The 26,604-nt window shown below is 56.6% G+C and carries 30 protein-coding genes; 18 read left to right on the top strand and 12 right to left on the bottom strand.

Annotation, left to right across the window (positions count from 1 at the left end; all coding sequences use genetic code 11):
• Positions 1-5 precede the first annotated feature (5 nt).
• Together QOL67_RS00360 and QOL67_RS00355 are read left to right on the top strand one after the other, a co-directional pair.
• Positions 6-416, top strand: a complete 411-nt coding sequence (locus QOL67_RS00360; RefSeq protein WP_283423962.1) for an Hsp20 family protein — start codon at positions 6-8, stop codon at positions 414-416.
• A gap of 4 nt (positions 417-420) precedes the next feature.
• Entirely contained in the window at positions 421-648 is a 228-nt protein-coding gene (locus QOL67_RS00355; RefSeq protein ID WP_283423961.1) for a DUF1150 family protein, read from the top strand.
• A 52-nt stretch (positions 649-700) separates the two neighbouring features.
• Here QOL67_RS00355 and QOL67_RS00350 read toward each other — a convergent pair whose 3' ends face one another.
• The 3 genes from QOL67_RS00350 to QOL67_RS00340 are packed head-to-tail and all read right to left on the bottom strand — an operon-like array spanning position 701 to position 2,857.
• Complete coding sequence (locus QOL67_RS00350) at positions 701-1,132, bottom strand: hypothetical protein (protein ID WP_346770593.1); 432 nt, start codon at positions 1,130-1,132, stop codon at positions 701-703.
• Positions 1,133-1,155: 23 nt separating this feature from the next.
• Positions 1,156-2,493: an ammonium transporter gene (locus QOL67_RS00345; protein ID WP_283423960.1), complete on the bottom strand. Its 1,338-nt coding sequence runs from the start codon at positions 2,491-2,493 to the stop codon at positions 1,156-1,158.
• A 25-nt stretch (positions 2,494-2,518) separates the two neighbouring features.
• On the bottom strand, positions 2,519-2,857 hold the full coding sequence (locus tag QOL67_RS00340) for a P-II family nitrogen regulator (protein WP_164644704.1): 339 nt from the start codon (positions 2,855-2,857) through the stop codon (positions 2,519-2,521).
• A gap of 259 nt (positions 2,858-3,116) precedes the next feature.
• On the opposite strand from QOL67_RS00340, the gene QOL67_RS00335 reads away from it, so the two are divergent.
• A complete protein-coding gene (locus QOL67_RS00335) occupies positions 3,117-5,294 on the top strand; it encodes a transglycosylase domain-containing protein (RefSeq protein WP_283423959.1) in 2,178 nt (725 codons plus the stop codon).
• Between the two features lie 31 nt (positions 5,295-5,325).
• On the opposite strand, the gene QOL67_RS00330 is transcribed toward QOL67_RS00335, so the two are convergent.
• On the bottom strand, positions 5,326-5,934 hold the full coding sequence (locus tag QOL67_RS00330) for an MlaC/ttg2D family ABC transporter substrate-binding protein (RefSeq protein ID WP_283423958.1): 609 nt from the start codon (positions 5,932-5,934) through the stop codon (positions 5,326-5,328).
• Entirely contained in the window at positions 5,921-6,667 is a 747-nt protein-coding gene (locus QOL67_RS00325; RefSeq protein ID WP_283423957.1) for an MlaA family lipoprotein, read from the bottom strand. Before QOL67_RS00325 ends, QOL67_RS00330 begins: the two co-directional genes overlap by 14 nt.
• Before the next feature lie 216 nt (positions 6,668-6,883).
• Between QOL67_RS00325 and QOL67_RS00320 the strand changes: the two genes are divergently transcribed.
• The 6 genes from QOL67_RS00320 (at position 6,884) to QOL67_RS00295 (ending at position 12,776) form a co-directional block, all read left to right on the top strand.
• A complete protein-coding gene (locus tag QOL67_RS00320) occupies positions 6,884-8,617 on the top strand; it encodes a type I secretion system permease/ATPase (protein WP_283423956.1) in 1,734 nt (577 codons plus the stop codon).
• Positions 8,614-9,918 (top strand): HlyD family type I secretion periplasmic adaptor subunit, encoded by a 1,305-nt coding sequence (locus QOL67_RS00315; protein WP_283423955.1) that lies wholly within the window; start codon positions 8,614-8,616, stop codon positions 9,916-9,918. Before QOL67_RS00320 ends, QOL67_RS00315 begins: the two co-directional genes overlap by 4 nt.
• A gap of 74 nt (positions 9,919-9,992) precedes the next feature.
• The gene (locus QOL67_RS00310; protein ID WP_283423954.1) at positions 9,993-10,454 is read left to right on the top strand and encodes a RidA family protein; all 462 of its coding nucleotides are present in this window, start codon (positions 9,993-9,995) and stop codon (positions 10,452-10,454) included.
• Position 10,455: 1 nt separating this feature from the next.
• Positions 10,456-11,214 (top strand): glycerophosphodiester phosphodiesterase family protein, encoded by a 759-nt coding sequence (locus QOL67_RS00305; RefSeq protein ID WP_283423953.1) that lies wholly within the window; start codon positions 10,456-10,458, stop codon positions 11,212-11,214.
• Between the two features lie 75 nt (positions 11,215-11,289).
• Positions 11,290-12,477 carry a GNAT family N-acetyltransferase gene (locus tag QOL67_RS00300; protein WP_283423952.1) on the top strand — a complete coding sequence of 396 codons (1,188 nt, stop codon included), beginning with the start codon at positions 11,290-11,292 and terminating at the stop codon, positions 12,475-12,477.
• Positions 12,474-12,776 (top strand): 4a-hydroxytetrahydrobiopterin dehydratase, encoded by a 303-nt coding sequence (locus tag QOL67_RS00295; RefSeq protein WP_283423951.1) that lies wholly within the window; start codon positions 12,474-12,476, stop codon positions 12,774-12,776. The genes QOL67_RS00300 and QOL67_RS00295 overlap by 4 nt, the downstream gene beginning before the upstream one ends.
• Positions 12,777-12,814: 38 nt before the next feature.
• Here the strand turns inward: QOL67_RS00295 and QOL67_RS00290 are convergent, their stop codons facing one another.
• The gene (locus tag QOL67_RS00290; RefSeq protein WP_283423950.1) at positions 12,815-13,303 is read right to left on the bottom strand and encodes a peroxiredoxin; all 489 of its coding nucleotides are present in this window, start codon (positions 13,301-13,303) and stop codon (positions 12,815-12,817) included.
• A gap of 83 nt (positions 13,304-13,386) precedes the next feature.
• On the opposite strand from QOL67_RS00290, the gene QOL67_RS00285 reads away from it, so the two are divergent.
• Both QOL67_RS00285 and rsmD read left to right on the top strand, forming a co-directional pair.
• Positions 13,387-14,595 carry an NAD(P)/FAD-dependent oxidoreductase gene (locus tag QOL67_RS00285; RefSeq protein ID WP_283423949.1) on the top strand — a complete coding sequence of 403 codons (1,209 nt, stop codon included), beginning with the start codon at positions 13,387-13,389 and terminating at the stop codon, positions 14,593-14,595.
• A 10-nt stretch (positions 14,596-14,605) separates the two neighbouring features.
• Positions 14,606-15,178 carry a 16S rRNA (guanine(966)-N(2))-methyltransferase RsmD gene (gene rsmD, locus QOL67_RS00280; protein WP_283423948.1) on the top strand — a complete coding sequence of 191 codons (573 nt, stop codon included), beginning with the start codon at positions 14,606-14,608 and terminating at the stop codon, positions 15,176-15,178.
• Between the two features lie 15 nt (positions 15,179-15,193).
• Here rsmD and map read toward each other — a convergent pair whose 3' ends face one another.
• A complete protein-coding gene (map, locus tag QOL67_RS00275; protein ID WP_283423947.1) occupies positions 15,194-16,060 on the bottom strand; it encodes a type I methionyl aminopeptidase in 867 nt (288 codons plus the stop codon).
• Positions 16,061-16,143: 83 nt separating this feature from the next.
• Positions 16,144-16,857, bottom strand: a complete 714-nt coding sequence (gene sfsA / locus QOL67_RS00270; RefSeq protein ID WP_283423946.1) for a DNA/RNA nuclease SfsA — start codon at positions 16,855-16,857, stop codon at positions 16,144-16,146.
• A 47-nt stretch (positions 16,858-16,904) separates the two neighbouring features.
• On the opposite strand from sfsA, the gene QOL67_RS00265 reads away from it, so the two are divergent.
• The 5 genes from QOL67_RS00265 to QOL67_RS00245 all read left to right on the top strand — a co-directional run bounded on the left by QOL67_RS00265 (position 16,905) and on the right by QOL67_RS00245 (position 20,221).
• A complete protein-coding gene (locus QOL67_RS00265; RefSeq protein ID WP_283423945.1) occupies positions 16,905-17,624 on the top strand; it encodes a competence/damage-inducible protein A in 720 nt (239 codons plus the stop codon).
• On the top strand, positions 17,621-18,352 hold the full coding sequence (locus tag QOL67_RS00260; protein WP_283423944.1) for a GNAT family N-acetyltransferase: 732 nt from the start codon (positions 17,621-17,623) through the stop codon (positions 18,350-18,352). The genes QOL67_RS00265 and QOL67_RS00260 overlap by 4 nt, the downstream gene beginning before the upstream one ends.
• 11 nt (positions 18,353-18,363) lie before the next feature.
• Complete coding sequence (locus QOL67_RS00255; protein WP_283423943.1) at positions 18,364-18,936, top strand: peroxidase-related enzyme; 573 nt, start codon at positions 18,364-18,366, stop codon at positions 18,934-18,936.
• Positions 18,933-19,925 (top strand): OmpA family protein, encoded by a 993-nt coding sequence (locus tag QOL67_RS00250; RefSeq protein ID WP_283423942.1) that lies wholly within the window; start codon positions 18,933-18,935, stop codon positions 19,923-19,925. The genes QOL67_RS00255 and QOL67_RS00250 overlap by 4 nt, the downstream gene beginning before the upstream one ends.
• 68 nt (positions 19,926-19,993) lie before the next feature.
• Positions 19,994-20,221, top strand: a complete 228-nt coding sequence (locus tag QOL67_RS00245; RefSeq protein ID WP_283423941.1) for a WGR domain-containing protein — start codon at positions 19,994-19,996, stop codon at positions 20,219-20,221.
• A gap of 443 nt (positions 20,222-20,664) precedes the next feature.
• On the opposite strand, the gene QOL67_RS00240 is transcribed toward QOL67_RS00245, so the two are convergent.
• From QOL67_RS00240 to QOL67_RS00225, 4 genes are all read right to left on the bottom strand, one after another.
• On the bottom strand, positions 20,665-21,225 hold the full coding sequence (locus tag QOL67_RS00240) for a DUF3833 domain-containing protein (protein WP_283423940.1): 561 nt from the start codon (positions 21,223-21,225) through the stop codon (positions 20,665-20,667).
• Positions 21,222-22,448 carry an MFS transporter gene (locus QOL67_RS00235; protein ID WP_283423939.1) on the bottom strand — a complete coding sequence of 409 codons (1,227 nt, stop codon included), beginning with the start codon at positions 22,446-22,448 and terminating at the stop codon, positions 21,222-21,224. Before QOL67_RS00235 ends, QOL67_RS00240 begins: the two co-directional genes overlap by 4 nt.
• 87 nt (positions 22,449-22,535) lie before the next feature.
• The gene (locus tag QOL67_RS00230) at positions 22,536-23,693 is read right to left on the bottom strand and encodes an SAM-dependent methyltransferase (protein WP_283423938.1); all 1,158 of its coding nucleotides are present in this window, start codon (positions 23,691-23,693) and stop codon (positions 22,536-22,538) included.
• Complete coding sequence (locus QOL67_RS00225; protein ID WP_283423937.1) at positions 23,632-24,975, bottom strand: NAD(P)/FAD-dependent oxidoreductase; 1,344 nt, start codon at positions 24,973-24,975, stop codon at positions 23,632-23,634. Before QOL67_RS00225 ends, QOL67_RS00230 begins: the two co-directional genes overlap by 62 nt.
• A 123-nt stretch (positions 24,976-25,098) precedes the next feature.
• On the opposite strand from QOL67_RS00225, the gene QOL67_RS00220 reads away from it, so the two are divergent.
• Entirely contained in the window at positions 25,099-25,872 is a 774-nt protein-coding gene (locus tag QOL67_RS00220) for a DUF1365 domain-containing protein (protein ID WP_346770592.1), read from the top strand.
• Entirely contained in the window at positions 25,869-26,594 is a 726-nt protein-coding gene (locus tag QOL67_RS00215; RefSeq protein ID WP_283423936.1) for an SDR family NAD(P)-dependent oxidoreductase, read from the top strand. The genes QOL67_RS00220 and QOL67_RS00215 overlap by 4 nt, the downstream gene beginning before the upstream one ends.
• Positions 26,595-26,604 lie beyond the last annotated feature (10 nt).

Here is a 26,604-nt window from a genome sequence, read left to right as displayed (position 1 = left end):
GGTCAATGACCAAACTATCTTTGGGGTCGCATCCCCACATGCTGGGCTTTGAACAGCTCGAACGCCTCCTCGAACGGACTGCCAAGTCCTCCGAAGGCTATCCGCCATTCAACATCGAACAGACTGCCGATTATGCCTATCGCATTACTCTGGCCGTCGCGGGCTTTCGTGAAGAAGACCTGAGCATCACGGTTGAGGACCGTCAGTTGGTCATCCGTGGCCGCTCATCGGAAGATGCGAGCGAGCGTGTATTCTTGCATCGCGGCATTGCCTCCCGCCAGTTCCAGCGCAGCTTTGTGTTGGCTGATGGCGTCGAAGTTGGCGAAGCCACAAGCGAAAACGGCCTGCTGCACATCGATCTGTCGCACGCGCGACCAGAGACCGTTGTTCAAACCATCCAAATCAAAAAGGGATAGACCCATGCACAATGACGATACACAGAGCGAATTTGCAGAAGATCGCACCGTCTACGTGCGTGAAGTTATGGTCGCTGACCTGCCAGAAGAGATGCAGGAGGAGGCAGACGGTGCCGAAACCCTGTTTGCCGTGCACGCCACCGATGGCGAGCGCTTGGCGTTGGTAAAAGACCGAGGTTTGGCATTTGATCTGGCCCGCCAGAACAATTTCTGGCCAGTGACCGTGCACTGAATAACGATGACATCGTGAAAGACATAAAGAGGGCGCCCATGTGGCGCCTTCGTTAGTTTAGAGAGACCTTTGTGGTCTCCTCCCCCCAGCCGTCTAGGCTGCACTTGCTGCGCACATAAACCGTGGTGATCTCCGGTGGAATCCAAACCCGCGTCAGGCTGCGCCTAAACGGCTGTTCGTTCACATGTGGGTGCGCCAGAATGCGCGTGCCCATCACCTGGCCGTTCTCGGTCTCTATCCGCCAACCATCTGCATAGTGATCCCAGCCTGTGTCCGGATGCGCAAGAGTGACATCAAACCGCCAGCCCGCATCGCTTTGTGAGGCGTTCACATCCGTGATCTGGGCCGGATCAGCCAACGCTGTCTGAGCGGCAAATACTATTGGTAAAACAAGGTATCGCATATCGGGAGGGTAGCAGCCTGCATTCAAGCTGTCGCGCTCCCAATCGGCAAAAAGAAACCCGGGCCGCAGGGCCCGGGTCACATCTTTGTGTTTTTTGCGGCTAATCAGCCTTTGGAGAATTCCGGATAGGCTTCCATGCCCAGTTCCGCCATGTCCAGACCGTTGATTTCGGTCTCTTCGTCAACCCGCAAACCCATGGTGGCTTTCAGGATGTACCAGACGATACCGGAGACGATCACGGTGAACAGGCCAACCACGATGATGGCGTAAAGCTGGGTGCCAAGGGAGGCGTCACCGTTGGTAAACACAACCGCAATGGTGCCCCAGATGCCGGCAATCAGGTGCACCGGAATGGCGCCAACCACATCGTCGATTTTCAGCTTGTCGAGGAATGGAACCGCGAAGACCACGATGACACCGCCAACAGCGCCGATCAGGGTGGCCGCGCCCAAGGATGGCGTCAGAGGCTCTGCGGTGATGGACACGAGGCCCGCCAACGCGCCGTTCAAAACCATGGTCAGGTCAGGCTTTTTGTACAGCAGCTGTGTCAGGATCAGGGCTGCAATTGCACCGCCTGCCGCGGCTGTATTGGTGTTGGCAAAGATGCGCGATACGTCACCCACGTCACCCACAGTGCCCATGGCCAGCTGAGAGCCGCCGTTGAAGCCAAACCAACCGAGCCACAGGATGAATGTACCCAACGTGGCCAGTGTCAGGTTGGAACCTGGGATTGGCACGGTTTTGCCAGCTTTGTTGTATTTGCCGATACGTGGTCCAAGGATCAATGCACCGGTCAAGGCAGCCCAGCCACCTACGGAGTGCACAACGGTGGACCCTGCGAAGTCCAGGAAGCCAGCCGCATCCAAGAAACCACCGCCCCATTTCCAGGAGGCCTGCAGCGGGTAGATCACGGCAGTCAGAACAATCGTGAAGATCAGGAATGGCCACAGTTTGATACGCTCAGCCAGAGTACCGGACACGATGGACGCGGTGGTGGCACAGAACATCAGCTGGAAGAAGAAGTCAGAGCCGGTAGAGGCGTAAGAATAATCGTCCGCGCCTTCAGCTGTCACGCCAACCGCTTCCAGAACACCTGGCCCCCAAACACCGGACAACACGCCGTCGATGCCCCATGTGCCCAGTGGGTACATCAGGTTGTAGCCAATCAGGTAGTAGAAGATCGCGGCAAGCGAGAACAAAGAGATGTTCTTGATCAGTTGCATGGTCACGTTCTTGGAGCGCACCAAACCCGCTTCCAGCATGGCGAAACCCGCCGCCATCCAGAACACAAGAATGCCACCCACAAGGAACAGCAGTGAATTGAGAATAAAGACAGTGTCGGTGGCAGCATTTACGCCCGCAACCGGAGCGTCGTCTGCAAGGCCAAGGCTCGGCAGCGCGATCAGCGCGGCGGGCAGGGCCAGTTTTGCGAGGGTAGTCATCAGAGTATTCCTTCTTTGCGGCGCCTTAGATGGCGTCTGCATCCGTTTCGCCAGTGCGCACGCGAATGGCTTGCTGCACGTCCAGTACGAAGATTTTGCCGTCACCGATCTTGCCGGTCTGCGCGGTGTTAGTGATGGTCTCAACAACCTGGTCGGCCATATTGGCGGCAACCACGAGTTCGAGTTTGACTTTGGGCACAAAGTTCACAGCGTATTCCGCGCCGCGATAGATTTCTGTGTGGCCCGATTGGGAGCCGAAGCCCTTAATTTCAGTGACCATCATGCCGCGCACGCCAATCTCGGTCAGCGCTTCGCGGACCTCCTCCAGCTTGAACGGTTTGATCGTTGCGATAATCAGTTTCACCTTGTTCCCCTTTTGGCGGTGCGGGGAGTGTCCCGCGAATTTTGCACCTGCAGCAAAACGCGGCAGCCCCCCAAAAACGAAGGTCTATGGCTGGAATTTGAGCGAAAATTCCGACCATCTGACTAATTTGTGGGCAAATTTGCCGGTTTGCGTGAAAAATAGGCGGTGAAAGAATGGTTTTGCCCCATTCGGTGGGTCTACATCGGACCCCACACGCGCTAAAATGCTTGAAAAGAACATCCCGGGCAGTGGGCAGAGCATGAGTGATTCAAAACGTCGGAAACCACCTTTGGTGGCTGACAAGCGCTACACGCGCAAAGCCAGCAAGCCTGTGCGCAAGCCGACTAAAGCCAAAGCCAAGCCTGCCCCAAAACGTCCCGTGCGTCGCAAATCCACACCCAAGCGTCCTCGCAAAAGGTCGCGCAATCCTATCGTGGCCTTCTTTGGCAACGTCATCCGCTGGATCCTGCGCCTGATCTGGACCATCGTCTGGCGCACATCTCTAGTAGTCAGCATAATCGTCGGATTTGCGGTAACGTATGTCTACACAACTTTGCCAGAAGTGGATGATCTTCTGGATGGTCGCGCGCGCGGCTCTGTTACGTTGCTGGATCGTGATGACAAGGTCTTTGCCTGGCGTGGGGATCAGTTTGGTGGTGTTGTGACCGCTGATACCGTGTCTAAACATCTCAAAGATGCGGTCATCGCCACCGAAGACAAACGCTTCTACCGCCACTTTGGTGTCAGCCCGCGCGGTGTTGCCAGTGCGGTGCGTATTAACCTCAGCGAAGGCCGTGGGCCATTGTCGGGCCATGGCGGCTCTACACTGACGCAACAGACAGCCAAACTGCTGTGTCTTGGCGTGGAGTACGACGCCAGCGCGTGGGAAACCGAAGCGGACTATGTGCGAGACTGCCGCCGGGGCTCTTTGGGGCGCAAGGTGAAAGAGGCCATCTACGCCATGGCGATGGAGGTCAAATACACCAAAGATGAAATTCTTTCCGTCTACCTCAATCGCGCCTATATGGGCGGTGGTGCTTATGGCGCTGAGGCCGCATCCCAGCGCTACTTTGGCAAACCCGCTGCGAACCTGACCCCAGCTGAAGGCGCAATGATTGCCGGTCTGTTGACTGCGCCGTCGTCTTTGGCGCCGACTGCCAACTTGAAGCGTTCTCAGGATCGCGCCGCGACAATCCTGCGCTTGATGAATGATCAGGGTTACCTGTCCGACAAAGAGACCAAGTATTATCAGACAAATCCAGCAACCCTGTCCGCCGCCGCCAAAGCCAATGCAGGCGGCTACTTTGCCGACTGGGTAATGTCTTCCGGCCCGGAGTTCTTTACCCGCAACACCACCGAAGACGTGATCCTCAAGACCACCATGGATCCACGCATCCAAAAGGCGGCGGAAAACGGCCTCAAATGGGTGTTTGAAAACAAAGTCCGCGAAGGCTCCAAAGCCCAAGCCGCGATTGTGGTCATGTCGGCCGACGGCGCGGTGCGTGCCATGGTAGGGGGGCGTAAAACCAAAGTCTCCGGTGCCTTTAATCGCGCCACCCAAGCCAAGCGCCAAACCGGCAGTGCATTTAAGCCCTTTGTTTATGCCACCGCGCTGGAGCGTGGCGCGCATTACGACGACAAAGTTCTGGACGAGCCGTATTGCATGAATATCGCAGGTTCAGGCCAGTGGTGCCCCAAGAACTACACTGGCAAACACTATGGTGAAGTCTCCCTGACGTTTGCTCTTATGAATTCGCTCAATATCCCGGCTGTGAAAGTCTCTGAAAAAGCGGGGCGTGAAAATGTGCGCATTGTCGCCAGCATGTTTGGCATTGAAAGTGACCTTGCCGCCGGTCCGGCCCTTGCCCTCGGCGCTTCCGAAAGCAGCCTTCTGGAAATGACGGGCGCCTATGCGGGCATTCTCAATGGCGGGTCGTCCGTGACCCCCTATGGGCTGGTTGAGCTGCGCCTTTTGGGCGAAGATGATGCGCTCATGGGCACCGGCGGTGGCATCGGTGAACGTGTGATCTCAGACGAGGCCGCACGTGAGTTGGTCTGGATGATGGAAAAGGTGGTCAGTGAAGGCACCGGAGGCCGGGCCAAAATGGACGGCTGGCAGGTGGCGGGCAAAACCGGCACCACCCAGGCCGCACGCGATGCCTGGTTCATTGGGTTTACCAATGAATATGTTGCCGGTGTTTGGATGGGCTATGACGATAACACACCCCTGACCGGTGTAACCGGTGGCGGTCTGCCTGCAGAAATCTGGCGTGAAGCCATGGTGCGCGTGCATGAAGACATGACGCCCACACCACTGCCAGCATTTACGCCCAAGCCACAAAAAGCGCCAAAACAGCCGGCGCGGCCGCGCAAAAATCAGGGGATAGATGGTGTTGTGAACGGTATCCTGCGCGACATCTTTGGCGGCCGGAACTAATCCGGCCAACCACCCGCGCAACGAAGTTGGCTTAGCCCGCCTTCTTCAGGTCTTGGATCAGACCGTTGATGTCACCTTTGCGGCGATCCAACATCGCGCCAATTTCGGCCTTCTCAGACAGGCGCAAGCTGATGCCTTCGATGATCAGGTCAAAAAATTTGTTCTTGCCGGATTTGTCCGACACCAGAAAGTTCACCTGAAAAGGCTTCTGCCCACGCAAGGTCACCTTGGCGTTGACCTCGTAGAAGCTTTTCACCGGGCGCCCACCGGTCACCTCAACTTTGCCGCCAACAAACTCATTAAAGCGTTTGCCGTATTTGCGGGAGATGTAGCCTTGGAACGCTTTGGTGTAGGCGTTCAATTGGCTCTTGCTCAGCCCACGTGCATCGGGACCAAGCGCGGACCGTGCGATGATGCTCACATCACCATATTTCACAAAGATCTTCTCAAAGTCCTTGATCATCCGATCCAGCGACTTGCCGGAAGAGATCACTTTATTGATGTCAGCCACAGCTTTGTTGATCAACGCTTTGGCCTGCGCATCGTTTAGTGCAAAGGCAGAAGAGGGCAGCGCAGTCATTGCACCTGCGGCGGCGGTAAGGGCGACGAAATTGCGTCGTGTGAGCTTAGAAATCAGCATAGGGATCCTCGTACGGGTCGAACTCTGGATCGACATAAGTCTCCTCGCCTTGCATTCCAAGGCGGAAGCGGCGGTTTTGCAGATAGAGAATGCGGGCCTGGGCATAGCTGTCGGCACTGTCATACAGGATGGAATCGACCGTGGCGTCATAATCATACCGATCGCCCATCTTGTTCACGACATACGCGACACCGCCAATATACCGTGTTGGCTCTCGCACCACGACAAAAAACGGATCGAGGATCACGTCCACCGCAAACCCGTAGGCATCGCGTGTTGTCGAAGGGCCAAAGAACGGCATTTCCGTATAAGCACCTTCGCCCGCGCCCCACACATGGAGGGTCTCTCCAAAATCTGTGTCGTGTCGCTCCATGCCTGCGGCTGATGCTGGATCAAACAGGCCACCAACGCCAAAAGTTGAGTTCAACACAAACCGAAACAGCGATGATCCTGCTTGTGGCAACTTGCCTTGCAAAGTGTTGTTGATCACATCGTTGGGCAGCGACAGGTTATCAGCAAAATTGGACACCCCTGTGCGCACGGGACGTGGGATAATGGTGCCATAGCCATTGGAAGCTGGCGAAAGAAGGACTTTGTCGACCCCTTTGTTGAAGGCATGTATACGCCGATTGGCGGCCTCATTCGGGTCGTGAATCCCGCCGGGCGAGACATCTGTTTTGGCGCATGCTGTGAGAGTTGTACTGATGCAAAAGGTCAGTACAATAGAGCGCAACAATTTCTTAGGAACCAGTTTCAAAAGGCGACCACACGTTTTTCATTTCGCGACAACACTCCACCATTTAGTTTAATCGATTGCTTACCCCAATGTCATAGTGATGTTCGTCACATGTTGTGGCAGTTTGGGAACATACACCTGACGGGAAAACAGGCAAAATTCACCGGGCGCACCCAACTTGACTAACGCGACCCGGCTCACAGGGACCAATTGATGACCACACAGATAAAAGAACGCGGGCTTCAGGAGCTTCGGGTCGTGCGCGCTCAAAGCCGTGGCTTGTATTGGACTGTTGCCGTGTTCAGTTTCTTCGTGAACCTGCTCATGCTGACTGGCCCGTTGTATATGCTGCAAGTTTATGACCGCGTCTTGGGCAGCGGGTCTCGTGAAACTCTCTTTGCGCTGTCTTTGTTGGTTGTATTCCTATTTGCGATTATGGGGCTGATCGATTTTGCCCGTGGTCGTATCATGGCACGGGTTGGCGCTCGCTTTCAGGATGCCTTGGATCAGCGCGTCTTTGATGCATCTCTGCGCCGCGCGTCAGTTGGGAAGTCGGTCGGTTCGGAAACCGCGCTTCAGGATCTGGAGTCGGTCCAGCGGCTCTTAACCTCCCCGGTCCTAACGTCAGTTTTTGACATGCCGTGGACCCCACTTTTTCTTATCGGGATCGCGTTGTTTCATCCTTGGCTGGGGCTGTTGGCGATCGCGGGCGGCGGCATGCTAATTCTTGCAGCTGTGTTTAACCAATTTGCCACTCGCCGTCATACCGAACGGATGATGGCCACCACGCACAATGCCAACCGTATGTCGGCGCAAATGCAGTCCGAGGCGGAACTGGTCTCCGCATTGGGTATGCGCGAATCGGCTTTTGCACGTTGGAAGACTGTGCGGCGCATGTCGCTTCAGGAAACCATGGCCACTGCGGACGTTGGGGGCGGTTTCACAACCACGATCAAAACCTTCCGCTTGTTTTTGCAATCTGCGATGTTGGGTTTGGGCGCCTTTCTGGTGCTAAAGGGGGAACTCACCCCTGGTGCCATGATCGCAGGGTCGATTTTGCTAGGGCGCGCCTTAGCGCCGGTTGAACTGGCCGTGAACCAATGGGCCATTGTGCAACGTGCGCGCAAAGGCTGGAACAACTTGGCAGAGCTGCTCGGAACGGTGCCGCCGGTTCAGCCCCGCACCGAACTCCCAGTTCCGGCAGCCAAATTGCAGTTGCAACAAGTGACCATTGTGCCGCCAGGCGAAGCGCAAGCCACTTTGCGGATGATGTCCTTCGACGTGATGCCGGGTGAGGCTATCGGTGTGATTGGGTCCTCTGGCGCAGGAAAATCCACATTAGCAAAAGCCATCACTGGCGTGTGGCGTCCAGCAGGGGGCAAAATCCGTCTGGATGGCGCGTCGTTGGAGCAATACGACCCCGCTGCACTGGGGCGTTATATTGGGTATCTGCCTCAGCGGGTGGAACTGTTTGATGGCACAATTGCTGAAAACATCGCCCGTTTGCAGAAAGATGCACCAGCAGAAAAAATCGTTGATGCGGCGAAAAAGGCCGACGCACATGAGATGATTCTCAAACTTCCGGACGGCTATGAGACGCAGGTCGCGGCCCATGGTGGGCGGCTATCCGGCGGGCAGTTGCAGCGGATTGGTTTGGCGCGGGCCATGTATGAGGACCCGGTTATTTTGGTGCTGGATGAACCCAATTCAAATTTGGACAACGAAGGCTCCATGGCGCTCAACGCGGCCATACGCCATATGAAACAGGCAGGCAAAAGCGTGCTTATCATGGCGCATCGACCAGCCGCTATTCAGGAATGTGACAAACTTTTGGCCCTGGAACACGGACAGAAACGCAGCTTTGGCCCCAAGGATGAAGTGCTCAGGGAAGTCTTGCGTAATCACAACGAAGTGCGCACATCCGCCGGACCGGGAGGAGTGCAATGAGCGCTGATAAAAACTGGAGCGCACGCAAACCGCTGTGGATTGGTGGGCTTGCGCTTGCGGTGCTTGTTCTTGGGTTTGGCGCCTGGGCGGTTGGCACAGAAATTGCCGGTGCCATTGTGACCTCCGGTCGCGTCGAAGTGGATCGCAATCGCCAGATCGTGCAGCACATCGACGGCGGTGTGGTCACCGAAATCAAAGTCGAAGAAGGCGATCGTGTCGAGCTTGGCCAAATCCTGATGCAGTTGGACGAGGCAGAATTGATGTTAGAGCTCACCGTCACCGAAGGTCAGCTTTGGGAGCTTATGGCCCGCCGCGGTCGTCTGGATGCTGAACGTGATGACGCGCAGGAGATTGTGTTCGATTCCGCGCTGGTGGAGATTGCGGAGACCTCTCAAGAGGCCGCAGGTCTCATGGCAGGGCAAGGTCGCCTGTTTGCAGCCCGCACCGAAACGCTCAACAAAAACCTCGATCAATTAGGCAAGCGCAAAGCTCAAATTCATAGCCAAATTGTTGGCATCGACGCGCAGAATAATGCGCTCACCCAGCAGCTTGACTTGATTAAGGCAGAATTGTCCGATCAACAAGCGTTGTTGGACAAGGGCTTGGCACAGGCTTCCCGTGTGCTTTCCCTGCGTCGCGAAGAGGCTTCATTGGCTGGTCAGGTCGGAGAATTGCTTGCCAGCCGTGCCCAAGCTGAAGGACGTGTCACCGAAATTGAGATCGAGGCGCTCAAACTCGCAAGCACTCGCCGCGAAGAGGCGATCACGACCTTGCGGGATCTGCGTTACCGGGAGCTGGAGCTTTCAGAGCGCCGGCGCCATCTGATGTCCAAAATCGAAAATCTCGATATCCGTGCACCAGTCGCCGGTTTGGTCTACGGGTTGCAGGTGTTTGCCTCTCAGTCGGTCATCCAGCCTGCAGAGCCGCTGCTTTACATCGTTCCGCAAGACCGGCCGCTTATCGCGGCTGTTCAGGTTCCAACCATCCACGTGGATCAGGTCTACCCGGGCCAAACCGTCACGCTCAAGTTCTCTGCCTTTGATCAACGCACCACACCAGACCTCGAAGGTAGCGTGGTGCACATTTCCGCAGATGCGTTCCAAGATGATCAGACTGGTGGCTCTTTCTACAAAGCAGAAATCGAACTGCTTGAAGGGGAGGTGGAAAAACTGCCTGCCGAAGCCTCGCTTGTGCCGGGCATGCCAGTGGATGCATTTTTCCGTACCCGGGATCGCACACCGTGGGAATATCTGACCAAACCCCTGTCGGACTATTTTGTGAGGGCTTTCCGCGAAAGCTGACCTGCATTTCGCGCTTTTCAAATTCCATTATGCGGTCTAGCGTCGGCGCAAACATCGCATATGGAGAGCACGTGATGAGCGCGATTGAAGCACGCCTGAAAGAACTGGGAATTACACTGCCGGACGTTGCAGCCCCTGCGGCCAATTATGTCCCCTATGTGGTTGTGGGCGACATGGTTTATGTCTCCGGTCAAATCTCGATGACCGACGCGGGCTTCACCACTGGCAAGGTGGGCGCAGACCTCACCACCGAAGAGGGTGTGGCCGCTGCGCGTACATGTGCTGTAGGCCTTCTTGCGGCACTGAAGGCGGCTTGTGGCGGTGACATCGATCGCTTGGTTCAAGTGGTCAAACTGGTGGGGTTTGTGAATTCAACACCAGAGTTCACCGACCAGCCAAAGGTCATCAACGGCGCGTCTGATTTTATGGTTGAAGCGCTGGGCGACAAAGGCCGCCACGCTCGCTCTGCGGTTTCTGCTGGCTCGCTGCCATTTGGCGTAGCTGTGGAAATCGAAGGCATCTTCCAGATTTCCTAACATGCTCGACAAACGGTTCTTTGATGCGCCCATTGCGCATCGGGCCCTGCATGACGTCACAGATGGCCGCCCGGAGAACAGCCGGGCGGCCATCAAGGCGGCTATTGCGCAGGGTTTTAGCATTGAAATTGATTTGCAACTGTCTTCAGACGGGGTGGCCATGGCGTTCCATGACTACCAATTGCAACGCCTGGCGGAGGCCAAAGGCGCCGTGCGTCAGCATTCTGCTGCGGCACTTGGGGCCATGCGCCTGATCGGCGGCGACGAGGGCATCCCCACCTTTGCCGAAGTGCTGGATTTGGTTGCAGGCCGCGTGCCACTTCTGATCGAATTCAAAGATCAGGATGGCATCATGGGCCCCAACGTCGGTGACCTCGAAGCATCGGCGGTGCAAGCTGTGCAAGGCTATGACGGCCCGCTGGCCTTCATGGCGTTTAACCCCCACAGCGTGGCGGCTCTGCGCGACCTTGCGCCAGATGTGCCACGTGGGTTGACCACCGATCCGTTCCACTCTGACGGATGGCCCTTGTTGCCAGAAGCCGTTCGAACACGCCTGAAGTCCATTCCGGACTACGACGCTGTTGGCGCCTGCTTTATCAGTCACAGCGTGGACGATTTGCAATCGCCTGAGGTCGCAAGGCTCAAAGCGGGCGGCGCCAAAGTCCTATGTTGGACCGTGACCTCCGTCGAACAGGAGCAAGCGGCGCGTCAGATTGTCGATAACATCACTTTTGAAGGCTACTTGCCAGAGGACAGCTAAGATTGGCTGCCCTAAAAGTGATTTGTCTCGCACCCTATTTCGTAGCAGGTACACTGCCAAAAAGGAGGCGTGCGCATGGACGGCGATCCCATCGAAATCACATTGCATCAGTCGCTGGACAGCATTCCGGCGACTGAATGGGACGCCTGCGCAGATCCCGTGCCAAGCGGTACTGGTCGCGCACAAAACCCCTTTGTCACCCACCGTTTCCTACGCGCACTTGAGGAGAGCGGCAGTGTTGGCTCTGGCACCGGCTGGCTACCCCGCCACCTGACTGCCAAAGCAGGCGGCGAAACAATCTCAGTGGCGCCGATGTACATCAAACAGCACAGCCAGGGTGAATACGTTTTTGACCACAACTGGGCGCATGCCTATGAGCAGGCGGGTGGGCGCTATTACCCCAAGCTGCAAACTGCCGTGCCGTTTTCGCCGGTCACAGGCCGCCGCCTGCTGACCCGTCCGGGATGGGAGGCCGCCGGCCAATCCGCCTTGGTACAGGGCATGGTGCAGGTTGGCACCGACAATGGTCTGAGTGGCGCGCATATTACCTTTTGCACCCCGGAAGAGGCGCAGAACGGTCAAGAGATGGGCCTGCTCTACCGCACCGGTCAGCAATTCCATTGGCTTAATGAGGGCTATGCTACCTTTGACGATTTCCTTCATGCGCTCTCCTCACGCAAACGCAAAAATATCCGCAAAGAGCGCGCCCAAGCCCAAGCGTTTGGTGGCGAGATTGTGTGCCTGACGGGGGGTGACATCCAGCCCCAACACTGGGACGCCATGTGGCGGTTTTACCAGGACACTGGCGCGCGCAAATGGGGCACGCCGTATCTGACTCGTGCCTTCTTTGACATCCTTCACCAAACCATGCGTGACGACACGCTTCTGATCTTTGCTGAGCGCGACGGAGCCCCCGTTGCAGGCGCCATGAACATGATTGGCAGCGATACGTTGTTTGGTCGCTACTGGGGCTGTGTTGAACATCATCCGGCATTGCACTTCGAATTGTGCTATTATCAAGCGATGGACTGGGCGATTGCGCAGGGGCTGTCTTCGGTGGAGGCGGGCGCACAGGGGGAGCACAAACTGGCGCGTGGTTATCTGCCGGTGACCACTCATTCGTTGCACTGGATCCAAGACCCGGGCTTTCGCGACGCCATCGACCACTATCTGCAAGAGGAGCGGGAGGCGGTCAGCCAGGATGTTGAAGTATTGACCAGCTACGGCCCGTTCAAGCGCAGCAATGAGGAGGACCATGAATGACCGAAAAACTCAGTCAGGCTGCCCGCGATGCGGTTATGGAGCCACTATTGCAAAGCGGTTGGACCTATTGCGAAGACCGTGACGCGATCCGAAAAACTTTTGTGTTTGAGAATTTTGTAGAAGCCTTTGGCTGGATGACCAAAGCGGCTATTTGGGCTGAGAAATGGAACCACCATCCGGAATGGTCCAATGTCTACAAGACCGTGAATGTAACTCTGACCACCCACGACGTGGGCGGGATTTCTGCCTTGGACGCCAAACTCGCACGTAAAATGGATGTTCTATTCGGAGAGGCCTGACACGCTCGCGCAGCCCGTCAGGCCAGTCGTGTACCAGCTTAAAGCGCGGCAACCATGGTTTCTCCAGCGCTGATCTCACAGGTGCCTGGCGCCTCTTCGACGTTCAAAATCTTGAATTCGCCATTTTCAATCATCGCGGCGTAGCGCTTGGAGCGGTTCACAAACCCAATCGCTGGAACGCTGAAATCCAACCCCATGGCTGTGGTCAGGTTACCCGTTGGATCAGCCAGCAGCGTCACGCCAGCTTCGGCCGCGTTGTTGGCTTTGTCCCAGGCATCCATCACAAACGGATCATTCACCGAAACACAGATCACCTCATCCACGCCTTTGTCTTTCAGCGCGGCCACATTGCGCATGAAGCTTGGCAAATGCGCGCTGCTGCATGTGGACGTGAACGCGCCCGGCAGGCCAAACACCACAACCTTGCGGCCTTTGGTCAGGCTCTCAACCGACACCGGCTCAGGCCCTTCTGCGCCCACCTTCATCAGCGTGCCTTCGGGGATTTTGTCTCCGATCGAAATACTCATCTGTGATACTCTCATTGCGTTTCCCTGAGCCTGCGATATAGGCTCGCCAGCGGCTTAGGCAATGGCATTTGAGGGAGAGTGACGTGACGCACGTTGTTGTGATTGGGGCAGGGCAAGCAGGCGCGGCATGCGTCGCCAAATTGCGCGCCAAAGGCTTTGAAGACGAAATCACCTTGATTGGCGCTGAAATCGCACCGCCTTACCAACGTCCCCCCCTTTCCAAAAAGTATCTGCTAGGCGACATGGACCTTGAACGGCTCTACCTGCGCCCAGAGAGTTATTACGCGGATCAGAACATCTCTCTGCGCCTTGGAACGGCCGTTCAAGCCATCGATACAGTGGCGCAAACGGTCTCCCTAGCTGAAGAAACCTTGAGCTATGATCACCTTGTGCTGACCACCGGCGCGTCGCCTATTCGCCTGCCCGCCGCCATCGGTGGCGACCTCGATGGAGTCTATACTGTGCGCAACCTTGCCGATGTGGATGCGATGACTCCCGAATTTGGCGAAGGCCGCCACGTGCTGATTGTTGGCGGGGGCTACATCGGCCTCGAAGCTGCTGCCGTTGCTGCCTCCAAGGGCCTCAAAGTCACGCTGGTGGAGATGTCTGACCGCATCCTGCAACGGGTCGCGGCCAAAGAAACCAGCGACTATTTCCGCGCCCTGCACACATCCCACGGTGTCGAGATCCTCGAAGGCACCGCACTGGAAAGCCTTTCTGGTGACACCCGTGTAACATCTGCCAAGCTCTCCGGCGCCCGCGAATTGTCGGTGGATTTTGTCATAGTCGGAGTCGGCATCCGCCCTGAGACTGCTCTGGCTGACGCCGCAGGCCTTACGCTCGACAACGGCATCGCCACCGATGACCAAGGCCGCGCCAGCGCGCCCTCTGTTTGGTCTGCTGGAGACTGTGCCTCTTTCCCTTACAAAGACACGCGCATCCGTCTGGAAAGCGTGCCAAATGCCATCGATCAGGCCGAAGTGGTCGCTGAAAATATCCTAGGCGCGGAGAAAACGTACGTCGCCAAGCCGTGGTTCTGGTCCGATCAATACGACGTAAAACTACAAATCGCCGGGCTCAACACCGGCTTTGACACCATTGTCACCCGCGACAGCGGCACCGGCGCAACATCCTTCTGGTACTACCAAGGCGACACGTTACTGGCAGTGGATGCGATGAATTCCCCGCGTGATTACATGGTTGGCAAACGTCTGATCGAAGGGGGTAAATCTCCTTCGCGCGACATGGTGGCGGACCTAAACACCGACATCAAAGACCTGATGCGCCTGTAAGGAGCCACCTATGCGGATCATTGGCGGAGAGTGGCGCGGCATCGCGCTTGCAGCAGTTGGCAAAGGCGATCAGGGCAAACACCTGCGCCCCACCACAGACCGGGTGCGTGAAAGCCTGTTCAACGTTTTGCAAGGCGGCAAGCTGGGGGATCCAATCACGGACGCCCGCGTGCTGGACCTGTTTGCAGGCACCGGCGCGTTGGGTTTGGAAGCGGTCTCACGCGGCGCCGTGTCCGTGACCTTTGTCGATGACGGGCGTGTGGCGGGCAATCTCATCCGCGACAACATCCGCAAAACCTGCGGCCCAGACCGCGCCAAGCTGATCAAAGCGGATGCTACCCGTCTGCCGCAAAACCCGGATGGCCCGTTTGATCTGATCTTCCTCGATCCGCCGTATGGCAAATCCATGGGCCAGAAGGCTCTCGTTCTGGCCACGCAAAACGGCTGGATCAGCGAGGATGCCTTGATTGTCTGGGAGGAAAACACGCCGCAAGTGGCACCCGAAGGTTTCACGCAGCTCGATCAGCGCAAATACGGTGACACTTGGATGACGTTTTTGGAGGTTGCGGGCGCAGAAGATTAAGCACCCGCCAACAATTTACTTCCAGGTTGGGTGGTACAGCCCACCTTTGGAAAGCGTGAAGATATCCACGCCATCTGCGGTCACACCCACGGAATGCTCAAACTGCGCTGACAGGGATTTGTCCCGCGTCACCGCGGTCCAGTCATCCGCCAGTACTTTGGTTTCTGGACGGCCCATGTTCAACATGGGCTCGATGGTGAAGAACATGCCTTCCTCCAGCACCGGCCCGCTGCCAGCACGGCCATAGTGCAGCACGTTGGGGGGCGAGTGGAACACGCGGCCCAAGCCGTGGCCACAGAAATCGCGCACAACCGACATGCGCTGGCGCTCCGCATAAGTTTGGATCGCGTTGCCGATGTCGCCAAAGGTGTTGCCCGGCTTCACCGCATCGATGCCAAACATCAGCGCATCATGTGTCACTTGAATGAGCTTTTTGGCAAAGCCTTTGGGCTTGCCCGCCACATACATGCGGCTTGTGTCGCCATACCAGCCGTCGACAACCACGGTCACATCGATGTTCAGGATGTCGCCATCGCGCAGCTTGTCGTCGTCGCGCATCGGGTCTTCTTTGCGCGCACTGGTCTCTTTGTTCCACTTGGGGATCGGGCTGCCGGGAATGCCGTGGCAGACCACATGGTTCACGCTGATACAGCTCGCATGTTCGTAGCCGCGATAGCCAATGGTGGCCGACGTTGCGCCTGCCGCATCAACCTGCGCCTCGATCAGCCGATCCAGCTCTTTGGTGGTCTGGCCCGGAAACACGTGCTCTGCGATGTCGTCCAGAATCTGCGACGCCAAGGCGCCCGCCTTGTGCATGCCCGCGTGGTCTTCTGGCGAGTAGAGGTCGATGCTATCGCGAGTCTTGCGGCGTTTGCCGATCATGTGAAGTGCTCCATCACGTGTGGTTTGCGGCTATGTAAGCGTAAATTCTTAAAACTGCTAGAGCTTAGGGACACCACTTTGTGTCACCGGCTTTCATAGGCAAAGGGCAGGGGGGCACCAACCGTGATTTGCGTTGGGGAAATGTCACACCCATAAGCCAGTACCTGAACCCCTGCAGCCCGTGCCCGTTGAAACGTCTCGGCATACGTTGGATCAATATCCGGAGCGAGGGTGACCCGTTCTGCATCGGTGCGCTGCACCAAATAGAGCATCATCGCGTCATGGCCTTCGGCAATCATGGCCATGAGTTCCTCAAGATGCTTGGTCCCACGCGCGGTCACACTGTCGGGAAACTCCGCCACACCCTCTTCGCGGCTCAAGGTTACAGACTTCACTTCCAGATACAGGTCTTTGCGCCCTTCACCAGACAGTAGAAAATCAATCCGGCTGTTTGTGCCGTATTTCACCTCTGGCCGCACACTCTCATAGCTGGCCAACTCCGGTATCTCATGCGCCAACAAAGCGGCCTTCAGAGCGCGGTTTGGCACTGAGGTATCGACCCCAGTGAAATGCCCATTTTTATGCTCCACCAAACGCCAGCCATATTTTAGCTTTTTCTTGGGGTCATCATTGGGCTCTAGCCAGATTTTGATGCCTTCATCTTTCAACCCCATCATCGAGCCGGGGTTGGCGCAATGAGCCGTCACTTCGCGGCCGTCTTCAAGGCGAACATCTGCAAGGAACCGTTTGTAGCGGCGAAGTAGCACGGCGGGAACGAGAGGGGTTTGAAAGCGCATGGCACAGGCCTATACCTGCGGTGACGCACTGACAAGGACATGAGATCATGGCAAATCCAACCGCAGCCATGCTGGTGATTGGCGACGAAATCCTCTCTGGCCGCACCCGCGATGCTAATATGTATTTCCTTGCCGGTGAGCTGACCAAACACGGCATTGATTTGACCGAAGTGCGGGTTGTCTCCGACAATGCGCCCGCCATTGTGGCTGCGGTGAAACAACTGTCAGACGCCTACGAGCATGTCTTTACCTCCGGCGGCATTGGCCCCACCCATGATGACATTACGGCTGACTGCATTGCAGAAGCCTTTGGCAAACACATCGATGTGCGCGCCGACGCTGCTGCGCTGTTGCAGGCGCATTACGACAATTCCGGTCAGGAGTTTAACGACGCACGTAAACGCATGGCCCGCATTCCGGACGACGCCACGCTGATCGACAACCCGGTTTCTGTTGCACCGGGTTTCCGGCTGGAAAATGTCTACGTCATGGCAGGGGTACCCTCGGTGTTCCAGGCCATGGTCGCCAGTGTGTTGCCAACTCTGATCGGCGGCGCACCCCTGCTGAGCCAAACCCTGCGTATTGAGCGCGGCGAAGGCGATATTGCGGGTCCCTTGGCTGGCTTGGCGGAGGAGTTCTCCGACCTCTCCATTGGCTCCTACCCGTATCAGCGCAACGGTGCTTACGGCTCCAACATTGTCATTCGCGGCACCGACGGTGCGCGTATCGATGCAGCGATTACCAAACTCTCTGGCCTTTTCTCATGAACACAGACATCACCAGCCACACGCTTTACGACGTGATCGACGGCACCTGGCCCGCCGCCGCAACACATAGCTGCGGATGTTTTACCCTGCGGGACGGGCAGGGCGGCGGAAAACGCGTGTCCTCGGCGACACTTAACGGCGATCTGGTGGTTGCCGATATCGCCGCTGCCGAGAAAGGCATGGGCGCCTTCAATCAACAACCGATCTTCCAAATTCGCGAAGGTGACGTCGAGCTTGATTCAGAGCTCGCCGCGCGCGGTTATGACATCGTTGATCCAGTGACCATGTATGTCATTCCGGCAAAAGACCTCGCAACAGAACGCCCCCCCCGCACCGCTGCCATCCCGGCATGGGAGCCACTTCAGATCATGAAAGAAATCTGGGCCGAAGGTGGCATGGATCTTGCCCGCCTGAAAGTCATGGACCGCGCACCCATGCCCAAAACCGGCTTTGTCTCCCGTTGGCAGGATAAACCGGCAGGTGCATCGTTCCTTGGCCTGCACAACGGCATCGGTATGGTACACGCGCTGGAAATTCTGCCATTCCAACGCCGCCAAGGCGTCGCCCGCTTTCTGATGCAACGCGCCGCCTTCTGGACGTTAGAGAACGGTGGCACCCACCTGTCGGTCATTTGTGTCACATCGAACGCTGCGGCAAATCGGCTGTACTCTTCCCTCGGTATGACCGTTGTGGGACAGTACCACTACCGGTGCAAACCCACCGCTTAAGGGAGGCCAACGTGGCAGAAAATACCAAACCAACCGCGCTTAACATTCCAATGATGGACCCGCTGCCACCAGAGACCCAACGCTACTTTGACATCTGTCAGGAAAAGCTGGGCATGGTGCCCAACGTGCTGCAGGCTTACGCCATCCACGCGGACAAATTGAACGCCTTCACCGCGCTTTATAACGACCTCATGCTGGGCGACAGCGGTCTCTCCAAGCTGGAGCGCGAGATGATCGCCGTGGCGGTCAGCGCCATCAACAAATGTTTCTACTGCCTTGTCGCCCATGGCGCGGCTGTGCGTCAGCTTTCCGGCGATCCGGCGCTGGGCGAGATGATGGTGATGAACTGGCGCGTGGCCGAGTTGGACGCTCGCCAATATGCCATGTTGGCATTTTCTGAGAAAATGACCATCGCCTCCGCCACCATCGAAGAGGGTGACCGCCAAACGCTGCGTGACGTTGGCTTCTCTGATCAGGACATCTGGGACATCGCCAACGTGGCCGGGTTCTACAACATGTCCAACCGCGTCGCCTCTGCCACCGCCATGCAGCCCAACGCAGAGTACCACGCTTTATCTCGATGAAATCTGCCACCCTCATAACTTGGCTCCTCCTATGCCCGGCCACCGGCTGGGCCTTTGAACCGCGTTTTGAAACGCCCGGACAGCTGTTGGGGGAGGAATTCGCACAGCAAAGCGTGCTTTCTCTGGCGATTGAACCCGCAGACAAAGCCACCGTGCCCACCATCCCCGTGGCGGGCACGCTGCGCAAGCGCAGTTGGCGGTTTTCCAGCGGCTTCCCTGGCACCGGCCGCGTCAACAGCGACCTTGCCGCCCAGCTTTTGGATGAAGGCTACGAGCTGATCCTGTCCTGTGACGCGACGGCCTGTGGCGGCTTTGACTTCCGCTTTGGCATCGACGTGTTGCTGCCACCCAACATGTTTGTCGACCTGTCCGATTACTTCTACCTCTCCGCCCACCGCGAGACTGACGCTGGCCCCGAAGCTGTGGCCGTCCTTGTAAGCCGCACCGCCCAAGCTGGCATGGTTCAGGTCTTTGACATCCGCCCGGACAGCGCCGCGGCGCCAGTACCAACCAAGTCACCCAAAGCCAACCCACAACCGCAGGTCAAACCTGAACCAGAGACCACAACTTCCACGCTCACTCCCGTTGTCTCCACCACGCCCGAAACCGCCACCGACGTCGCCACAACCCTTGCCCAATCCGGCCATGTGGTGCTCAGTGATCTGAGTTTTGAAACCGGTGCCTCCAAGCTGACCAACGGAGACGTCGCCTCCCTGGCAGCTCTCGCCGATTTCCTCAAAGACGATCCCAACCGTCGCATCGCCCTTGTTGGCCACACCGACAGCAAGGGCTCGCTTGCGACCAACACCAGCCTCTCGCAAAAACGCGCCGCTGCGGTGCGCGCACAGCTGATCAACCAGCACGGCGTTCGTAAATCTCAAATCGAAGCGCGCGGCGCAGGCTACCTCGCCCCGATTGCGACCAACCTCACAGAGGCCGGTCGCACGCTCAATCGCCGCGTCGAAGCGGTGCTGCTCTCTGGCAGCTAACGGCTGACCCAGAGTCGCCCGCCCACAAGACCATTGCACCCGATTCGCGGCTGATTTAGGCTAACCCCATGGCCATCTGCATCCTGTACAAACCTGCCAAACGCACCCGTCCCCGCTTCTACCGCGTGGAAATCGCCATGAACCTGTTTGAAGAGATCTCCGTGTTGCGCGAATGGGGTGTCGCCGGTGGCAAGGGCCGCAGCATGGTGCGCATCTTCAGCAACCTGCGCGACGCGTCTTTGGCGGCAGATCAGTACCGCGACGGCGCCCAGAAGCGCGGATATGCGCGGGGATAGAGGGAAGGCCGCAATGCGGACAAAGCCGTCGCACGAGATCCAGCCGCCGATGACCGATCTCAGCCCTTTCACGACATTCGCATGAGGCTCAGCACGTGCTCCGCTGCAGGCGCAAAGCTCTAAGGCCGATTTCCCGAAAGTTGCCTTTCAATAGGCACCCGCAGCGGTGCCGGATGCTGCGTGAGGCACCAATGGCAGCGAAGCGCAGAAAGCGACCTTTGCAAAGTGCTGTTAACGGCCCTTAGAGGACATCCGGCAATCACACGCTTGCTGCAGTGAAGCTGTTCCAAAGCGGACATCTAAAAAATTATAGACACAAATCCGAACACTGACCCGCTGCCTTCAAGCTTGAGCTACAGATAGGAACGCAGGCATGCAAGAATCGAGCCACCCAAAACAGGAAAGCGGCCGACCACCAGCAGATCACCGACCCAGTTGGGAGCCTAATTGGCTGGCGGGGATGCGGGGCGCATGGTGGCTACTAGCTCCGCGACCTTAAATCCAAACTTGCGCAACTCAGACCGATTCATAATGACGCCACTTTCTGTAAGGTACAGCCAATCAGTGACTGATAGGCTGTGACCTCCGGACGCCTCAGGAAGGACAATTTGGTATTCCATCTTGATTGTGGCCCCGGACACCACACCGCGCGCCTCGCCGATAATGTCATCCGCTGTGGCAGTAAACGTGTTGTCATCACCAAGTTTTAGAAACCACTTTCGGTTTTGACGTTGGCCATTGGAATAGGTGAACTCTTCGCTCAATGTGCCGGTGTCACCTTCCCACTCGCCAACCATTTTGGCCACGAAGCTGTTGGTTACCTTACCGGTTGGTCCATAGATAACACCTTCCGAAAGTATTGGACCCGACAGATGGGTTTTCAGTGAAACTTTGGGAGAGGTGTCCGCATAGTCCTCAGGCGATTGGGACCGGAAGCTGAGAAACAGCGTTTTGGCAAACACGGCCAGAACAATCAGCCAAGGAAGAATAGCAAGAAATTTCATGTCGGAGAGCCTTCTGATGGAAGCGTGAGAACGACGGCCAATGCACCCAACTTCAGGACGCAGGGAATGACGGCGTAGGAGATGTTTAAGCTGGTCAGTGCCGAGGCCGTGTTGGGCGCGCCGGGCACAAATCCATTGTACTCCAGCAATGGCAGGACCAGGAACGCAGCCAAAGCGAGGCTAAGTTTCCCGGCAAAAGACCATATGCCAAAAGCAAATGACGGCTCTAGCCCTCCGCGATTGAGTGCGAGGGAAAACATGATTGGTAGGATCACCATGTCTGCCCCAAGTGCTGCCCCTGAGGCGATGCAGATCAAAGCAAACCCAACCAGATCCCCGGCCGACAGAAACGCGGCGCCAATGAAGCCTAGGATCGCAAGAGGCATCGCAAGCAGGAGAGTACGTTTTGGCCCGCCCCATTTGCTGAGTTTGGTCCAGAACGGCAAGCTGAGCCCCGCACTGAGAAAAAACAGGATCAACAAGGGCCCAGCTTTGCCCGGCAATTGCAGACGGTCTTCGACAAAGAAGAGAAATAAGGTGGAGGTGATTGCAACCGGCAAGCTGTTGACCAAAGCCAACCCCAATAGGCGCAAAGCACCAGAACGTCTGAGATCTGAGTACGTAATCTGCTTTCCTGCGACCGGTTGACGCTTCCAAATCGGGAATGAGACCACGGCACATGTTATGGCGAGCGCGCCCAAAAACACACCGAAGGCGGGGTAACCTTGTCCGCTTGCCCCCATTGCCACAAAAACAGCAGGCGCAATTGCCGCAATAACGACACCGGTCAACATGCCGCCTTCACGAAACGCTGCCATCGTCATCATGTCTCGAGGCATAGATGTCACGGCAAGAGTTGTGCTTCTTGCGTACAATAGGATCATACCCAAACTGTATGATGAAAACAGCAGTACCAATGTAGCGACGAGCCAGGCCACGGTGTTGGGTCCGGCGGTCAGCGAAAAAAGCATTGGAAATCCGACAGCCAAACCAAAGGCCGCGATAAGGGCAAAACCACGTTGTGCTTGCGGCCAGCGGTCAATGGCCCAGCCAATCAACGGGTCCTGAACCAGGTCAATCAACCGAATGGCAAGCAAAATCGTGCCAACCGTGCCCAGCCCGATCCCCAGATTTACCGACGCGAACCGCGGCAGGTGAATGTATAAAGGAATGCCTGCTGCGGCCAACATCAACGCATATAGACTTACGCGAGGGTAGTGCATCACCGGCTGTCCTGACGCCGCTTCAATCGGGCGATGATGGTGTGGCGGTGCAACAGAGCACCGCCACCATTGCGCCAATGCGTCAGATTAGGCATGGGCCAGTTCCACTTGCACCACATTGGTGTGTCCCACCGCGAACGACGCAGCGCAGATTTCAAGATAGTAATGCCAGTTGCGGAAGAAGTTTTCGTTATACCCCATCGCTTTTATCCGGCGCTTCTGTGCACATAGTCGTTGGGCCCAAATCCGACAGGTTTGAGCGTAATCCTGACCAAAGGCAAAGCTGTCGCGGACCGTGAATCCGGCGTGTCGAGCTTGGTGTTCAATCACGCTGTCTGACAGGAGCATGCCACCGGGAAACACATATTGCCGGATGTAGTCCGATGACTTTCTGTAGGTTTCAAAAAAGCTGTCTTGGACGGTGATCGCCTGCAACAGCACCCGCCCGCCTTCTGCCAAGTTTCGTTTCAGGACGGAGAAGTAATCTGGCCAGTATCGTGCTCCGACGGCCTCGACCATTTCGATGGAAACGATGTTGTCATATTGGCCATTTACGTCGCGGTAGTCGCGCAGCTGGATGTCCGCGCGCCCGTCCAATCGGCATTCGGCATAGCTGTGTTGATTGTGGGAAATCGTGACACCGGTCACGTCCCGACCGGTTTGACTGGCTTGCTCTGCAAAGCCTCCCCAACCGCAGCCGACCTCTAGAACCCTTTCTCCCTCTCCGAGTCGCGACAAAATACGGTCGTTCTTGCGACTTTGAGCCCGCGCCAAATCCGTGTCGCCAGAGGAAAACAGCCCCGAAGAATAAGTCATTCCATCGTCCAGCCACAGCGCATAGAATTCGTTGCCAACGTCGTAGTGAGACCGGATGTTTTTGCGTGACCCACGCCGTGAGTTTCTGCGCAGGACAGTATCAACCATGCGGAATTTGGCTTTGTTGAATGAACTGGCATGGTCATAAGCACCGAGCGCGTCGCGGTTGCGCATTGCCAATGACATTAAGGATTCTATGGATGGCGTGTCCCACAACCCTTGAACATAGCTTTCCCCAAGGCCGACCTGACCCTGTGCAGCCATAGCGGAGACCGCCGCCCAGTCACGAATGACGAGTTCGGCTTCGGGACCGGAGTGCCCAAATTGATAGCGGGAGCCTTCGGGCGTGCGCAGAGTTAGCTGACCGTCACGCAGTTGCTCGCATGTCGATAGGAAGTTTGTTTTCAACGCCTTGTCCGTAAACCGCATGGGCAGATCCTTCAATTTGATGGGGAGGAGTAAGAGCACGCACAATGCGCATAGCGCTGGCGATGCCATCTTCATGGAACCCGTGTCGGTTCCAAGCGCCTGCAAACCAAGTGTGGTTTTGTCCCTGCATTTGCCGGATGCGCTGTTGAGCTTTTAGGGCAGCTGTATCAAAAACCGGATGGTTGTACTGCACCTCATCATAGATGGCGTCCTGCGCAATCTCTCGCGTTGGATTGAGGGTCACAAACAGAGGATCATTTTCGGGAATGCCCTGAAGTTTGTTCATCCAATAAGTGACACCAATGTCGCCGTCCTGGGAATGGTAGGACCAACTGGACCAACACGCCTTTCGCCGGGGCATTTGATTGACGTCACAATGCAAAACAGCCGAGTTGGCCTGGTAGCGAATGGCGCCAAGTGCCGCGGCCTCCTCGTCGGTAGCATTTTCCCCCAGTATTTTCAGAGTTTGGTCAGAATGACAGGCCAGGATCAACTCGTCGAAAGCGGGCAGCGTGCCGTTGATGGTGTTGATGTGAACGCCAAAATCATCCCGTTGCACATGCGCAACCGGCGTTCCCTTTCGGATGTCACATCCCCGCGCGACCAGCGCGGCTTCCAGTCTCCGAACGTACTCAATGCTGCCACCGTCAACGGTCCACCATTGATGTTCTTTGGCGCCTGCCAAAAGCGCGTGGTTACGAAAGAACCTGACCAGAGACTTGGCCGGGAATTGGTCGACCTCGCTCACAGGAGTTGACCAAATCGCACCGCACATTGGCATCAGGTAATTGTTTCGGAACCATTGTCCTAGTTTCAGGTCATCTACCAATTCGCCGATGGTCATCTCGTCATCGACTGCCGCAGCCTCTGCACGCTTTCCGAAGCGTACAATATCGGCGATCATTTTGAAAAATTGCGGACGAAACAAATTCGCTTTTTGAGCGGTTATCGCGCTCAAAGAGTTCAGGCCATATTCCAGCTTGCCTTCGTCGATACTGGCGCCAAAACTCATCTCGCTTTTGATCACCGGCACATCAAGATCGCGAAACAGTCGCGTTAAAAACGGATAAGTCGCGTAGTTGAACACGATGAACCCAGTGTCGACCGGTTGGTTTCCGTCTTTCCCAGCCATCACTGTCCGCGCGTGTCCGCCAAGTCGCGGAGCAGCCTCAAACAGCGTTATGTCGTGGCAAGGGGCCAGATAATACGCCGCAGAAAGGCCCGAGATGCCGCCGCCGACAATCGCTATCCGTTTTCGCGGGCCATGGGTTTGATCGTACATTTCTGTCCTCGCCATAAGGGTGTTTTGAAGAAACTACGTAAGGCCTTGGCATCCGGATCATTTTTCTTCGACAGACATTCTAGATAAAGTGATCCGCGTGGCGCGCGCGCGCGTATCTTTCGCATGATATTGGAACACATTCAGGCTCAGACCCATCATGCCCGCCGAGGTGCGCTCAAAAATGCGTTCACCTACCGCGTGGATTACGTGTTGACCGATTTTGAGGCTGACACACCACACCTGCTGTCGCACAATCGTTTCAATCTGTGGTCGCTGTGGGATCATCGCCATGGCGGCGTACGGGATGACGGTCAAGGGGCCAACTGGTTCCGCTGTGAGCTTCGAAATCGCGGGTTTGTTGCCGACAACCTACAAATATTGCTACTAACGCAACCCAATTTCCTGTGGTTCCATTTTAATCCGGTCAGCTTCTGGATCGCCTTGGTTGATGGCATACCACGTGCCTTTGTGGCCGAGGTCAACAACACCTTCGGTCAGCGACATTGCTATTTCTGCGCCAAAGAAGATTTCGGCCCCATTGGCAAGGGTGACTCCCTGTTTGCGGAAAAGCGCATGCATGTTTCGCCCTTCCAAAAAATCGCCGGCCACTATCAGTTCAACTTTGGCATGACCGACAGCGAAATCGACATCCGGATCATGTTCAGAAACGAAGACATGGGGGTGCTGGCGACCCTGACTGGTCCGCGTCAACCGGCAACCAACAGGTCGCTGGTTTGGGCTGCTCTCCGGCGTCCCTTTGGCGCTTTGCGTGTTCTTGCGTTGATCCATTGGCAGGCCGCGATCCTGTATCTTAAGCGCGCGCCGTTCCTCAAAAAACAGCTCCCGCCGGATCGGCTGATCAGCGATGGGCATGATGTGCTGGACGCTGAGCAATGACCCACTTTCACGGGAAGACGGTTTGGCTCATCGGCGCCAGCGAAGGTCTGGGGAGAGCTCTAGCCAAACGATTGGATCAGGAAGGTGCCCGACTGATCCTCTCAGCACGCAACACAGGACGGCTTGATGACCTGCACCGAATGCTTAGGAACTCTAAGGTGGTGCCGCTGGACGTGACCAAAATCGAAGCCGTCAAATGGGCGGCGAAGGTAGCCGGGCCCGTTGACGCAGTGGTCTACAACGCAGGGGTTTATGAGCCCATGCTGACAACGGACTGGGACAGCGAAGCCATCTTGCGAATGGCGGATGTCAATTTCTCAGGCGCGCTTCGAGTTCTTGGACAGGTGGTCCCTGAATATGTGGAAAGAGGTCACGGCGACATCACTTTGATTGGCTCTTTGTCTGGGTATCGTGGACTGCCTGCTGCGGTTGGATACGGCGCCAGCAAGGCCGCCTTAGTCAATCTGGCAGAAACCATGCGGCTTGACTTAAAGGGCACCGGCGTCACCGTGAGGCTGATAAATCCAGGATTTATCAAGACCCGCCTGACCGAGAAAAACGGCTTTTACATGCCAATGTTGATGACACCGGAAAAGGCCGCGGAACGTGTTGTGGCAGCTATGCTCAAACGACGGTTCCGCACAGATTTCCCGGCACCGTTTTCCTGGGTGATCCGCGCTTTTGACTATTTGCCCGATTTCCTTGTTTATCGCGGCAAATAGCACGTTGGCT

The organism is Shimia sagamensis (assembly GCF_900182745.1).
Lineage (GTDB): Bacteria > Pseudomonadota > Alphaproteobacteria > Rhodobacterales > Rhodobacteraceae > Shimia > Shimia sagamensis.
Note: the sequence above shows the minus strand (reverse complement) of the source record. Positions and strands in the feature narration are given on the sequence as shown.